General features: G+C 37.2%; 8 protein-coding genes. 6 read left to right on the plus strand and 2 right to left on the minus strand.

What is annotated here, in order from left to right; genetic code table 11:
- Nucleotides 1-40: 40 nt before the first annotated feature.
- Entirely contained in the window at nucleotides 41-3055 is a 3015-nt protein-coding gene (locus tag H1R81_RS25215) for a TonB-dependent receptor (protein ID WP_181843529.1), read from the minus strand.
- Between the two features lie 774 nt (nucleotides 3056-3829).
- Between H1R81_RS25215 and H1R81_RS25220 the strand changes: the two genes are divergently transcribed.
- From H1R81_RS25220 to H1R81_RS25240, 5 genes are all read left to right on the plus strand, one after another.
- Entirely contained in the window at nucleotides 3830-6760 is a 2931-nt protein-coding gene (locus H1R81_RS25220; protein WP_181843530.1) for an FAD-binding and (Fe-S)-binding domain-containing protein, read from the plus strand.
- Nucleotides 6761-6966: 206 nt separating this feature from the next.
- Nucleotides 6967-8058, plus strand: a complete 1092-nt coding sequence (locus H1R81_RS25225) for an alpha/beta hydrolase (protein WP_181843531.1) — start codon at nucleotides 6967-6969, stop codon at nucleotides 8056-8058.
- A 113-nt stretch (nucleotides 8059-8171) separates the two neighbouring features.
- On the plus strand, nucleotides 8172-9650 hold the full coding sequence (locus H1R81_RS25230) for a M17 family metallopeptidase (protein ID WP_181843532.1): 1479 nt from the start codon (nucleotides 8172-8174) through the stop codon (nucleotides 9648-9650).
- Nucleotides 9651-9739: 89 nt separating this feature from the next.
- Nucleotides 9740-11254 carry a serine hydrolase gene (locus H1R81_RS25235; protein WP_181843533.1) on the plus strand — a complete coding sequence of 505 codons (1515 nt, stop codon included), beginning with the start codon at nucleotides 9740-9742 and terminating at the stop codon, nucleotides 11252-11254.
- A 205-nt stretch (nucleotides 11255-11459) separates the two neighbouring features.
- Nucleotides 11460-13298 (plus strand): ATP-binding protein, encoded by a 1839-nt coding sequence (locus H1R81_RS25240; protein ID WP_181843534.1) that lies wholly within the window; start codon nucleotides 11460-11462, stop codon nucleotides 13296-13298.
- Nucleotides 13299-13300: 2 nt separating this feature from the next.
- Here the strand turns inward: H1R81_RS25240 and H1R81_RS25245 are convergent, their stop codons facing one another.
- Nucleotides 13301-13942: a response regulator transcription factor gene (locus H1R81_RS25245; protein WP_181843535.1), complete on the minus strand. Its 642-nt coding sequence runs from the start codon at nucleotides 13940-13942 to the stop codon at nucleotides 13301-13303.
- Between the two features lie 326 nt (nucleotides 13943-14268).
- On the opposite strand from H1R81_RS25245, the gene H1R81_RS25250 reads away from it, so the two are divergent.
- Complete coding sequence (locus tag H1R81_RS25250; RefSeq protein WP_181843536.1) at nucleotides 14269-14655, plus strand: BlaI/MecI/CopY family transcriptional regulator; 387 nt, start codon at nucleotides 14269-14271, stop codon at nucleotides 14653-14655.
- The last annotated feature ends 19 nt before the right edge of the window (nucleotides 14656-14674 follow it).

Genomic DNA, 14674 nt, shown 5'->3' on the forward strand with positions numbered 1-14674 from the left:
TTTATTGATAGTTTTAATCAGTCTTTGTATATACGATTATTTAGAAAGAAAGGTTGATACCTGCAGTAAGACCACGTGTTTTGTAATATGTCTCACGTACATCGATACCTGGAGCTCTCTGGTTGTCTCCGTCTACTTTCAAGGCCTGACTAATTTCAGGATCTACACCCGAGTATTTAGTAAATAACAACAAGTTGTTACCAGCAATGTAGATACGTGCTCTTCTTAAAACGCCCAAGTTAGCAGGTAAAGTATAGCCTAATGATGCGTTGTTTACACGAACATAATTTCCAGATTCAACATAATAATCCATTGGGATTGTCTGGTTGTCATTGATAGGTGAAGTTAAAGCTGATTTAAGGGCGTTAGATTCTGCAATACGACCATCTTGTCTTCCTAATAACAACTGGTTAGTGTTCATGATTTTTGCACCCATATTACTTGTTAACTGGAACTGAAAATCGAAGCTTTTATATTTAAAGCTATTGGTCAAACCGCCTACGAAGAACGGATTCGGATCACCAAGATAAGTTCTGTCACCAGCCTGTTGTTCTATTTTACCATCACCGTTCAAATCTTTGAATACATACTTGCCGTTTTCGATTCTATCAACTACTGCTCCGTAGAACACACCAACTGGTTGTCCGGCTTGTAATACTGAGAAGTTTACGGCCGAAGTACCTCTTAATGCACTACCTAAATTAGTAGTTAAGAATATCTGGTTTTGAGCCTGGAACAAATCGTTTGATAAGCTGATAACTTTATTTTTGTTGAATGAACCGGCGAAAGTTGAGCTAAATGTGAAATCTTTTTTATCAACCCATTGATAAGTTAAAGAGATTTCAACCCCTCTATTTTGCATGCTACCTACGTTAGCAAGGATAGTAGGGAATACATAACCTTTTTCTTGCGGTGCGTTTACTACATATAACAAGTCTTTTGTTTGACGAGTGTACCAGTCAATCGAACCAGTTAGTCTTGATTTCCACAAAGCAAAATCGATACCTGCGCCGTAGTTTTCGTTAACCTCCCATTTCAGGTTAGGATTCGGGTTACCTTGAATAGCATACGAAGGTAAGAAGTCATTAAGAGTTGCATCGTAATAAGTACCACTGGTACCATAGAAGCCTCTTGAACGTAAAGGAGCGATACCTTCAGAGTTACCGGTTCTACCCCAGCTTACACGAAGCTTTAAGAGATCAATAGCAGGGTTACCTTTTAAGAATGGCTCTTCACTCAAAGTCCAACCTACTGACACAGATGGGAAGAAACCCCATTTGTTGTTGTCCCCGAATTTAGTCGAACCATCACGACGCATATTAACTGTAGCAAAATATTTGTTCATTAAGCTGTATTGCACACGGCCTAAGAACGAAACTAATTTGTACTCGTTTTTATACGAACCTAAAAGGTTTGGATTGCTTCTGATACCAAGACCAGCTCCGAGATTATTAGGGCCGAAAACGTCTGTTAAGAAGTTGTTATTTGAAGCACCAAAACCATCAGAAACAACATCCTGATAAGTATAACCAGCTAATACGCTCAGGTTACTATTAGAAGTAATTGCTTTGGTATAATTCAAAGTAGTTTCTAATTGTTTATCAACTACAGCGTCTAAACCTCTTGAAGCAGAGTTCCCACCTACTGTGCGTAATAAGTTATCAACTGTAGATTTGGCATAGAAGCTTGAATTTTTGTTTTGTGTACGTAATGTACCACTTACATTAAAGAATAAGCCATCAATGATAGTGTAACCCGCTTGCGCATTAAATAAAAAGTCTTGAAGTCTTTCTTTCTGAGAAATACTTTCAAGAACTGCTAAAGGATTAAAGTTACCAAACGTACCAGGAAGCTGGAAGTAATTACCATTTGAACTATAAACAGGATCGGTAGGACGCATATTCATAGCGAAACCTATAGCTCTTTCTGGAGCGAAGCTTGCATCAGCCTGAGAAGCAGACATATTAAACTTCATTAATAATTTCCCATTGAGTCCTTTCGCATCCATGTTCAAACGGCCGTTTAAACGAGCTTTGCTTGAACCAATCAAAGTACCAATCTGGTCTAAATAACCTACTGAAGCTCTATAAGAAAAGTTTTCTGAACCACCTGAAACACCAATATTGTGGTTTTGAGACAAGGCTGTACGAGTAATCACTTTAAGCCAGTCTGTATCGGCACCACCATCATCAAAAGTCTGATTGTATTTTTGTGCAGCTTGTCTGAACTCGGCAGCATTTAGTAAATCAGGTCTTTGAGAGATTTTTTCCTGACCAACATAGCCGTTGTAATCAACAGTAGTTGCACCTGCTTTACCTCTTTTGGTATTAATCAAAATTACACCATTTGAACCTCTTGAACCGTAAATTGCGGCCGAAGATGCATCTCTCAGTACATCCATTGTAAGAATATCTTCAGGGGCAACGTTTTCAATAGGAGCACCAATCACACCGTCGATTACATATAGTGGCTCACTACCTGCACTTAACGAACCTGTACCACGAAGACGTACAGTAGGACGAGCGTTAGGATCACCACTACTTTGAGTGATTACCAAACCTGCCACTTTGCCTTGAGCAGCCGCTAATGGATTAGTAACAACCCCGGGGTTGAAATCACGGCTTCCAAGACTTGTCACAGTACCTGAAATTTCTTTTCTTTTCTGCGTACCATAGCCTACTACCACTACTTCTTCAAGAGCTTTAGTATCGTCTAATAGGGTTACGTCAACAACAGTTTTGTTACCCACAGCCACTTCTTGGGTTAGCATACCCACAAAACTGAATACTAAGGTAGCATTTTTAGAAACACCTGATAGTTTGTAAGTACCATCAACATTTGTTTGAGTACCTTTCGAAGTACCTTTTTCCTGCACAGTTACACCCGGTAAACCAGTTCCGTCAGCACCTTTTACAGTACCTGAAACTGTGACATCCTGTGCCATTACCGCAAATGTGAATGATGTGAGTAACAATACAGCGAGAGTGAAAACAGAATTTTTCACACAAGCCAATAGCCGCTCTATTGAGCGACCTACTTGGTAGGAATTCATCATAGGTTGTAATTAAAGTGAGTTAATAAATTTTCGTAAAAACTTGTCTATCAGAGCTTTGCCTTCTCAAAACCCTGGTCAGATTACCCTGTTTAATTGGAATATGCCGGGATAAGATAGAACATTACTGCTAATCAACTTTCAAAACTACAAAAAGAAATATTTAAAGTCCAAAAAAATAAGTTAAAAATTAAGAAGTTTCAAAAAAAACTTGCACAAAACATATATTTCACAGTTTTTCAGAGTGATTCAACGGATTTTGCCTTATTGCTCCGCTAAATTAATTCCCGGAAGTATAAAGATGCCATCTATCTCCAGCATTGGAGGTTATCAATTGTTAAAAATGATGATTGTGAATACAAATTTTGTAGAGAGGTATTAAATAAAAAAAATGCTACTTCCTGAATAGTCTTTTAAATCTGTCTTTTCATTGTTTCAATCCTTTGCAATCGTTTTCATTACTGATTTATCAAACATGAGAAATATTAGAAAAGTACTAAAAATTATTTCTGAGGACGTCGTAATGCTGATTGTAAAAAACAAATCTTTCTGAGATTAAAAATGCTAAGAATGATTCAGTAAAAAACTGATATTTAAGTAGTTGGAAAATAAAATTTATAATAAAGATATTACCCTGTTTATCTTTAGGAATTAAGTTTTTGTGGTTTGTTTAAAAATAATTCTTTTGTACTTTTTAAATAAGTTAGCTTCATATTAACTAATTTTGAAGTCTGATAAAAACCAGTACTGGATATACCAATTTAGAATCGACAGAGAATGCTTGACGACCAACTGAAACAGCTTGCCCGAATCTTGGAAGGTGAACTTCATTATGACCAAGTAATGCGGACCCTTTATGCTACTGATGCCTCGGCTTATCGTGAAATACCGCTGGCAGTAGCTATTCCTAAAAATGAATCTGATTTACAAAAACTTATATCTTTTGCTAAAGAAAACAATACGTCTTTGATTCCGCGTACTGCCGGTACTTCATTAGCAGGGCAGGTAGTAGGTAGTGGTATTGTAGTTGATGTGTCGAGAACTTTTACCCGGATTTTAGAACTTAACAAAGAAGAAAACTGGGTAAGAGTACAGCCCGGAGTGGTGCGTGATGAACTGAATCTGTTTCTTAAAGAACACGGTTTGTTTTTTGGACCAGAGACCTCAACTGCCAATCGAGCGATGATTGGAGGTATGGTGGGCAATAATTCTTGCGGTTCTAATTCGGTAGTTTATGGTTCGACCCGTAATCACTTATTGGAGGTAAAGGGCTATTTAAGCGATGGCAGCTTTGTTGAGTTTAAAGATTTAACCTTATCAGAGTTTCAGGAAAAAAGCATGGCTACTGATAATAGTCTGGAAACAAAGTTATATCAACATATAAGCAGGGTCTTAAGTAATAAAGATAATCAGGCAGAAATCAGAAAAGAGTTTCCGAAACGAACTATTGACCGCCGGAATACAGGATATGCGATTGATGAATTGCTGGAAACAGAAGTATTTGAGACTAATTCTAAAGAACTTTTCAATTTTTGCAAATTGATAGCTGGTTCAGAAGGTACGCTTATATTTCTGACTGAAATTAAGCTTCATGTTAATCCGCTTCCACCGAGGTTTACGGGTCTGGTTTGTGTACATTTCAACTCGGTTGATGAATCTTTAAGAGCCAACCTGATTGCCTTGAAATATAGACCTTCGGCAGTTGAACTGATAGACCATTATATATTAGAATGTACTAAAGAAAATAAGGAACAACGTCAGAACCGTTTTTTTGTGCAGGGTGATCCGGGGGCTATTCTTGTAGTTGAGATAGCTCGTGATGACATAGAAGAGATTCAGCAATTAGCTGCTGAAATGGAAGCAGAAATGCGTGCCGCAGGTTTAGGGTATCATTATCCCGTATTGTTCGGAGAAGACACAAAGAAAATCTGGACATTACGAAAAGCAGGCTTAGGCTTATTATCTAACCTGCCCGGTGATGAAAAAGCAGTAGCAGTTATTGAGGATACAGCAGTAGATGTAAACGACCTTCCGGAATTTATCATCGACTTCAATAAAATATTGGCTGAAAACGGTATGTCAGCGGTACATTATGCCCATGCGGGTTCAGGAGAGATACATCTTCGCCCGATTATTAATCTGAAGACTGAAGAAGGACACAAGCAATTCAGACTAATTGCTGAGGAGATATCAACACTGGTTAAAAAATACAAAGGGTCGTTATCTGGTGAGCATGGAGATGGACGTTTAAGGGGGGAATTTATCCGACAACAGATTGGAGAGAAAAACTATACTTTAATCAAAGAGTTAAAACAGGTTTGGGATCCGCAAAATATCTTTAATCCAAACAAGATTGTTGATACGCCGCCAATGGATAAGTTTCTCCGTTATGAAGCAGGACAACAAACGCCAGAATTTAAAACGGTTTTCAGATTCCATAATCAGGATATTCTGCAACATGCCGAGCAATGTAATGGTTCCGGCGATTGCCGTAAAACAGAATTAAGTGGTGGAACTATGTGCCCGAGCTACATGGCAACACGAAATGAGAAAGACACTACCCGCGCCAGAGCTAATATTCTGAGAGAAGTGCTAACAAAATCGGAGAAAATGAACCGTTTTGACAGCAAGGAAGTAAAAGAGGTAATGGATTTGTGTCTGGTATGTAAGGGGTGTAAATCAGAATGCCCGTCAAATGTAGATGTAGCTAAACTCAAAATGGAGTTTTTACAACATTATAACGAAGAACATGGCGTACCAGTCCGCTCATGGTTGGTGGGCAATTATTCTAAAATGAGTAATATTGCCTCTTATATTCCCTGGGCTTATAATCTGATTTTTGATAATACCCCTCTTCGTAAAATAGCCAATAGGGTAGTTGGATTTCATCCGAACCGTACCATGCCTCTTTTGCAGAAGGATACTTTGAAAAAATGGTATAATAAACATATTGTAAAAACCGAAGAGACGAACACTGAAAAGAAAGTATATCTGTTTTGTGATGAATTTACCAATTTTAATGATGTAGAGATTGGTAAAAAGACAATATTCCTGTTACAAAAATTGGGGTATCAGGTAATAATACCAGACCATGTTGATGCAGGCCGAGCGTATCTTTCAAAAGGAATGCTGAAAGATGCGCAAAAACTTGCCAATAAAAATGTGAGCCTGTTGAAAGATCTTATTAATGAAAATACTCCATTGATTGGCATTGAGCCATCGGCTATTCTGACATTCAGAGATGAATACCCTGATCTGGTGATAGATGAATTAATCTCACACGCCAAAACTTTGTCGAAGAATGCCTTGATGGTTGATGAGTTTATTGCACGAGAGATAGACAGAGGAAATATCAAAAAAAGTAGCTTTACAGAAGAGAAACGACTCATTAAATTACATGGTCATTGCCAGCAAAAAGCAGTTGCTTCGCTGACACCTACCAAGAAAATGCTTTCATTTCCGGCCAACTATGAAGTACATCTTATTCCATCGGGTTGTTGTGGTATGGCAGGTTCCTTTGGGTATGAGCAAGAACATTTTGATATTTCGATGAAAATCGGTGAGTTGGTTCTTTTCCCGACCGTCAGAAAACAGCCTGAAGAAGTGATTATTGCTGCACCAGGCACAAGTTGTCGTCATCAGATACATGATGGCACGGGTAGAAAGGCTCTACACCCAGTAGAAATTCTATGGGAGGCATTGATATAGTTTTTTAGTGACTAAAACAGGATTTTTGCCCCAAAACTATCTTTTGAATAGGATTATCATAAGAATTAGTATTTTTAATATCCACACAAGTATTTGATTTTCAGCTTATTGGCAAATTAAAATTGATATTTTTTTTGAACTCAAATTTACAAAAGAAAGTTTTCTTGTGTAAGTTTGGTAGTTATTTAGGATACAAGGAGTAAGAAATGAGTAATCGTACACTATTAAGTTTAGAATTAGCAACCCCTGTAGATGATGAAAGACCTGTTTACTTATCCGGGAATTTTTGTGATTGGTATCCCGATTTGACAGAGTTTGAGATGGAGAAGGTAGGTAAAGGTAAGTATAAGTTTTATTTTTCACCAGATAGAAGTCTTCCTGAAACAATAGAATATAAATATACTCGTGGAGGCTGGGATTTTGTGGAACTGGATTCCTATGGAAATGCCCCGGCTAATCGTGTTATTTCCAGAAAACAAGGAAATATAAAGGATTATGTTCCTTTCTGGCGGCAAGATGGTTCAACAGCGTCTATCACCAAATTGATGCCTGAAATACAGGAGGTATCAGAGAACTTTAATATTCCACAATTAGGCACAGTTCGGGCTATTAATATTTTGTTACCACATAATTATGAGGAAAAGACTGATACACGGTATCCGGTTTTATATATGCAAGATGGACAGAATCTGTATGGGGAAGGTTCTGAATACGGGAATTGGGAAATAGATAAACGCTTGTCGTTATTAGCCAAACAAAATAAGGGGGATGTAATTATAGTATCCATTGACCACGGCAATAAAGACCGTTTCAAGGAGTATTCGCCTTATACAGTAGAGAAAAAAGGTAAAGGTATGGGTATGAAGTATGCCAATTTTATTGTGCGTACGCTTAAACCCTACATTGATGCCAATTACAGAACTAAACCTGAAGCACAATTTACTGGCATCGGAGGTAGTTCAATGGGGGGGTTGATTAGTCTGTATACGGGGTTAATGTATCCTGAAACTATTGGTCGTTTAATGGTCTTTTCTCCTTCTTTGTGGGTGTCTAACAAAATATATTTTGATATAGCCGAATTCTTTAGCCCTATTAACACAAAAATCTACCTATATGGTGGTGGGAAAGAAGGCGTAGCGATGATTCCTAATGTGAGGAAAATTAAAGAAACCATTGAAAATCAACGCTGGAATACTGAGAAAGTAGACGTAAAACTCTCTTTGGACTCAAGAGGTGAGCATACTGAAAAACGCTGGGGACAGGAGTTCTCTAAAGCCATTGAATGGCTGTTTTATTAAAATTTTAAGTCAATTCATATAAGACCACGATTAACATTGAGTAAAAAATCTTTGTTATTCGTGGTATATTTGTTTAATCAGCATACAAAGTATTTACGGAATAATAGAAGACAATGAAAATCAATATATCGTCTCAACTGAATGCGCCACAGGCTATTGTTTATCCATTATTAGATAATGAAAAACTGACAGAGAGCCTTTCAAAAATTGCTCGCCAGGCAGGGCTTAGTTCAGAGGCTCTACAAAGAGATTTCAAGGCAGGTTTAAAAGAAATACTACCTGTGTATCCAGCCAGAAAAGGTTTGGATAAAGTATATCTGATAGGTTTAGGTAAAACACCTAAGCCAATGGATTTTATCAAGGTATTCCGTTCGTTCTTCTACCATAATAAGAAAAAACTGCCGATTTCGATAGCTATTGATCTTAAATCAGATAAGTTAGAAAGTAGTATTGAATATATAGTGAATGGAGCTTGTCTGGCTGAGTATGAGATTGGTGTTTTTAAAACAGATAAAAAAGAGGGAACAGATTTTTTCTCAGCCGAGTCGGCACTTACAATTTATGTATCTGAGAAAAATAAAGAAAAAGCACAATCCTTAGCAGTTATTGGTAAAGAAACTGCCAGCACCCAAATCAGAATTATGACGCTTGTAGATGCACCCGCCAATAGGAAGTATCCTGAGAAGATGGCAGAATATGCTGTAAAATCAGGAGAAATGTATGGTTTTGATGTAAAGGTCTTTGATGAAAGAGAATGTGAGAGTTTAGGCTTAGGAGCATTATTAGCAGTTGGTAAGGGAAGCACCGAAAACCCTCCGAGATTTATAGTATTAGAATATAACCTATCGGCAATGGCAGATAAGCCTTTAAAGAAAATAGGATTAGTAGGGAAAGGTGTAACCTTTGATACGGGAGGGCTTTCAATTAAAGGTGCAGGCAGTATGAGTTACATGAAATCTGATATGGGAGGAGCAGGGGCGGTTTTAGGAACAATTGAGTTAGCTGCAAAGCTGAAACTTCCTGTACATCTCATAGGAGTAATTCCGGTTACAGAAAACTGCGTAGATGGCAACGCTCTGAAACCAAGCGATGTAATTAATACCTATTCAGGGAAAACGATTGAGGTAATTGATACTGATGCCGAAGGACGTATCATTTTAGCTGATGGTCTATCTTATATCAAGAAGAACTATGAGCCAGAGGTAATTATTGATCTGGCAACCTTAACCGGAAATTGTATAGCAGCCTTGGGGTATAATGCCGCGGGCCTATTATCGAATAATGATGATTTAGCCAATCAATTATTTGAAGTAGGGCAACTAAGCGGCGAAAAACTATGGCGTTTACCTTTGTGGGATGACTACAAGGACATGATGAAATCAGATATTGCTGATGTAAAAAACCTTTCATCGATACCTATAGCCGGAGCTATAACGGCCGCTAAATTCCTGGAAATTTTTATTGATGGACATAGCAATTGGGCGCACTTAGACATTGCTGGAATGGCCTTTGGTGATTCTGAATATGGTTCTATGAAATCGGGTACTGCTTTTGGGGTGAGGCTGTTGACTACGTGGTTAAGAGGTTTATAATCTGCCTGCTTTAACACTAATTTCTTCTTTTTATTACTATATTTTTCATCAGATTTTCTTATTTTTGGTCATAACCTAAACTGAATCTGATGAAAAATATTTATTTGTTTCTTTTCCTTTTTATCTTCTCTCCGGCACTTGCACAAAAGAAAAAATCAAAAACTGTCGTTCCTGTTGATTCCCTGAAGGAATTAGACACTTTTGTGAACAAAATGTTAGAAGAGTGGGGGGTACCGGGTACGGCTTTGTGCATCGTAAAAGATGGCAAACTCCTATACGCCAAAGGCTATGGTGTAAAAGATATTAAAACCAAAGCTCCTGTTACGGCTAACACGCTTTTTGGTATTGCTTCTTGTTCAAAATCTTTTACTTCCGCTTGTTTAGCTATTTTAGCCGATGAAGGCAAGCTTGACTGGAATAAGCCAGTAAAAGAATATATGCCTGATTTTCAGCTATATGATGAGTATGCTACACGTACGCTTACAGCCCGTGATTTGGTGTCTCATCGTTCTGGTCTTCCTCGTCATGATTATTTATGGGTATCGTCACCTCTCAACAGAAAAGAAATGTTTGACAGGTTGAGATATTTACCTCTGAATAAGCCTGTTTATGCCCAATATCAATATAACAATCTAATGTATATGGTAGCAGGGGTATTAATTGAGAGGCTATCAGGAAAGACCTGGGAGGAGTTTATGAAGGAGAAAATTCTTGACCCGATTGGTATGAAAACAACGGTTTTAACCTATCCTGAAATGTTGAAAAATACGGATTATTCACTTTCATATAGTGATGAAAAGAATCCAGAAAAAGAAGCTGGTTTTGATAGTAATGTAGATGGCATTGGCCCTGCCGGAGCTGTAAAGGCTAATGTAACAGAGATGTCTAACTGGCTATTATTGCAACTAAACAAAGGTAAAACAGGCGATAAAGTAATTGTTTCAGAGAAAAATCTAAATGAAAATCATACTCCGTTGGCGGTAGTACAGCCTGCTGAAGCCAAATATCCTGAATTAGGCTTTGGTACTTATGGTATGGGTTGGACAATTAATACTTATCGTGGGCATCTGCGTCGCCAGCACGGCGGATCTATTGAGGGTTATCGTTCACAAATGACTGTTTTCCCCAATGATAATCTGGCGGTATTTATTACAACCAATACGGGCATAGTAGGTTATAATTTTGTTACAACTATTACTAACTACATTGCTGATACTTATTTAGAAAAGAACGCAATAGACTGGAACAGCCGATTGAGAAAAGATTTTGCAGAAGCGAAAGAGAAGTCTGCTAAAATAAAGATAGATAATGAAAATCAGCGACAAAAGGATACGAAACCTACCCATACATTAGGCAACTATACCGGTATATACGAGCATCCAGCCTATGGGGCATTAACTATTGGTGTAGATGGTAACTCCTTGAAAGCTGATTTCCACACAGAGAAGTTTTCTTTGCGCCATTATCACTATGATATTTTTGAAGGAGTAGGAGATTGGGAAAATATCAAATTTAAGTTTTTAATGAATGCTAAAGGAGATATTGACAGAGTTTCGTTAGAAATGCCGGCCGCTGCAATGGATATTGAAATGAAAAAGAAATAATATCAAATGCTACAGAGTAATTAACAGATTAGATGCAATTGATTATTATCTTCAGAAAGACGCATCTAAACATAGATGCATCTTTCTGTTTTATCAGAGAAAACCTTGATTGTAACTACAGGTTTTCCTGTATTTTCTTTGATTTCTTGGAAAAACCCATCTAAATCTGCTATTTTTACTTATACCTCAATACACTTCACTATCAATGAGTAAACTATTGTGTTACCTGTTACTTATTAGTTTATCTTTTAAAGGTTTTGCGCAAAATCCTTCACTTGATTCATTGATTACCAAGATTCAGTCTCTCGCAAAAAAAAGCCCAACTTTTGAGCGGGATACTTTAATTATAGGGAAATTAAGCCTGTTAACAGAGCGTAGTATTAATCTGGCTGATATGCGGGCAAATGATTTACTGGATTCTTTAGGGCACATGACTAACAAAATAAGCTGGCTTAAGGGTAAAGGGCTTTATACCAGAGCTTTAGGTAAAAAAAAAGACCGTGACGGCAATTATACAGAGGCATTGAAATTATATTCAAGAGCAATTGAGACTTTGATAAAAGCCGACGGAGACCCGGCGGATTTATGTTATACCTATATACTGACTGGGTTTGTTCTAAATAACAATGGCAGGCCCGATAAATGTATTGAATATATGGAAAAAGCGCTTCCACTGGCAAAAATGAGCTATAATACAAATAATTTGTGCTGGATACTTGATTTCTATGGTGACTATAATTATTATGGCAATTTTGGTATAAGAAACTATAAGAAAGCATTGAGTTACTATTTACAGGTTGAGAAGTTGCTACCTCGTGCCACAAGTGCTAACCTGAAAGCCGATAACCCTCATTGTATAGCCAATTGTTATACACAGTTAGGAAATGAACACTTGGCAGCGCATTATCGTGATAAGGCTTTAAAATATGCTCAGGCAACTAATAATAGAGTAGTGATTTTTGCTATTTATTCAGATTTAGCAGAGATTTATGAAAACAAAAATCAGTTTGCAAAGGCTATAGAGTATCGCAAGCTGAGCCTTGAATATGCTAAAAAATCCGGCTGGATGGAAATGATCTCGAGGGCAGAAAACCATATCTACCAAACTTATGAAATGGCTGGCGATAGTGGTAATGCCCTGAAATATATGAAAGAATACAAGATCCATGAAGATAGTTTGGGTAGGGTTGCGGTGAATCAGAAATATGCTGAACTGGAAGCAGATTATAATTTTGCAAAGCAACAAACTCGTATTAAAACCCTTGAATACGAAGCACTTAAGCAAGCCGATGAAAAAAAAAGCCTGATAGGTATGGGTTTGATTTTTAGTTTGTTAGTAGGGGTTATCCTTATTGCTTATGTGTTCTGGAGCAATAAGCAATTAAAACAAATTAACGCAGAGTTAATGCAGAAAAATGAAGAGATACAAGGGGCTTTGCTAAAAGGGCAAACCATTGAGCGTAAACGTGTGGCAAGTGAGCTACATGATAATATCTCGGCAAAAATTGCCAGTTTACGCTGGCGTTTGGAAGCCATTAATCCGAGTTTTCAGACCGAGAAAGAAGAGAGAATTTTTAATTCTACGGTAGAGGCACTATCGGAGGTCTATACAGATGTTCGTTTACTTTCACATAATCTGTTGCCTGCCGAACTCGAATTGCACGGGCTTGCCAAGGCATTAGAAAGTATGGTTAAAGAAATTAATTCATTGGGTAAAACCGGTTTTTCTCTGAGTATTTCCACGCATGACGAGCGGTTTGCCAATAAAATAGAGTATGAATTATTCAGTGTGATACTTGAGCTCTCTAATAATATACTCCGACATGCGCAAGCCCCAGAAGCCTTTATTGCTTTGACACAGATTGATGACAAATTGCAGTTGGTTATTAAAGACAATGGAATAGGTATTTCGGAAAAAGCGTCTAAAAATGGGATGGGTCTAGCGAATATCAGAACCCGTGTAGCTTCATTGCATGGAGAAATTGAGTTTGTGAGCTTACCAGAAAAGGGAACAGAAGTAGTTGTAAAAGTGCCGATTATATAAAATTATACAATCTTATTATTTACGGCATACATCACAATACCAATTGAATTTTTAACCCCTAATTTTTTTAAGATATTGTGTCGGTGTGTTTCGACCGTTGCCGGACTGATAAAGAGTTTTTCGGCAATCTGATTGGTTGATAATTCTTGAGCAATCAGGCGAATAATTTCTAATTCTCTTTCTGTTAATAAACCAGTAGTATTAGATTCATCTACCAGATCACCTATTTTCTTATCTCGGTTTAGTAATTCAAAGACAACTGATTCGCTATAGTATTTTTCTCCCGAAGCAATTGTACTAAGGGCTTTCTGTAATTCGGCTTTTCCTGCTTTCTTCATTACATAACCAGACACACCAGCCTCAAAAGCCTCTTTAATGGTTTCGGCATCTTCAGAAACTGTCAACAGTAATACCTTTATGTGTGGAAATTTTTGTTTTATTTGTCGGGTCATTTCAATGCCATTGAGTTCACCCATATTATAATCAGATAAGATAGCATCAATATTACTATTCTTTTCTAAAGCACTTAACACCTCAACACCACTGATATAAGTACCTGTTACTTCGTGTTCTGGCATGGTAGAAATCAGCATTTCAAGGCTATCCAATATAAACTTATGGTCGTCTGCAATCAGTATCCGCATACTATTTAGTTTTGAGACATTTTATTTTGGGCATTGTCAAACAAATATCTGCATTTTAGATTAAAACAATGCAGGTATTCCTTTAATTGTTCGGCAAGAATCAATTATTAACACTGATAGTAAGGTTATAATCCCGGAGTTTTTAAATTATATCAACGGGATATAGGTTGTTTTTGTTAAAAAAACTTAATTTCAATCAATCTACGAAAATTTTCGTAATAAAATTTGGAAGTCTTATTTCTTTTCTATTATATTTGTTACGAAATTATTCGTAGATATATTGCATCAAATCAAACTGATTAAATAGTTGTAACAAATTTAAAATTATGGAAAAGCAAATAAACATCAAGCCCACCGAGTCTGAATTAGAAATCTTACAGATTTTGTGGGCTTTAGGTAAAGCAACAGTCCGACAGGTGAATGAAGAACTTTCTAAAACAAAAGAGGTAGGCTATACCACAACGCTCAAACTCATGCAGATTATGTTTGAGAAGCAATTGGTAAGCCGTACAGATGAGGGTCGGTATCATGTATATGAAGCAGCAGTAGGCGAAGAACCTACTCAGCATATGCTTTTAGACAAATTTATAGGTACTACATTCAGAGGCTCTGCAACCAGAATGGTAATGCAAGCACTTGGTAATCAACAGGTGAGTAAAGAAGAGTTAGATGAGATTAAAAAATTGATTGATTCTATCGAAAAAGGTCAATAACCTATTAACTAATAAATTT

The organism is Emticicia sp. BO119, assembly GCF_013912375.1.
In the GTDB taxonomy this organism is placed as follows: domain Bacteria; phylum Bacteroidota; class Bacteroidia; order Cytophagales; family Spirosomataceae; genus Emticicia.

Excerpts from the sequence above, each read along its gene's own strand:
- H1R81_RS25215 (WP_181843529.1), bottom strand. The coding sequence starts at position 3,055 with ATGATGAATTCCTACCAAGTAGGTCGCTCAATAGAGCGGCTATTGGCT.
- H1R81_RS25245 (WP_181843535.1), bottom strand. The coding sequence starts at position 13,942 with ATGCGGATACTGATTGCAGACGACCATAAGTTTATATTGGATAGCCTT.
- H1R81_RS25220 (WP_181843530.1), top strand. The coding sequence starts at position 3,830 with ATGCTTGACGACCAACTGAAACAGCTTGCCCGAATCTTGGAAGGTGAA.
- H1R81_RS25240 (WP_181843534.1), top strand. The coding sequence starts at position 11,460 with ATGAGTAAACTATTGTGTTACCTGTTACTTATTAGTTTATCTTTTAAA.
- H1R81_RS25230 (WP_181843532.1), top strand. The coding sequence starts at position 8,172 with ATGAAAATCAATATATCGTCTCAACTGAATGCGCCACAGGCTATTGTT.
- H1R81_RS25250 (WP_181843536.1), top strand. The coding sequence starts at position 14,269 with ATGGAAAAGCAAATAAACATCAAGCCCACCGAGTCTGAATTAGAAATC.
- H1R81_RS25235 (WP_181843533.1), top strand. The coding sequence starts at position 9,740 with ATGAAAAATATTTATTTGTTTCTTTTCCTTTTTATCTTCTCTCCGGCA.
- H1R81_RS25225 (WP_181843531.1), top strand. The coding sequence starts at position 6,967 with ATGAGTAATCGTACACTATTAAGTTTAGAATTAGCAACCCCTGTAGAT.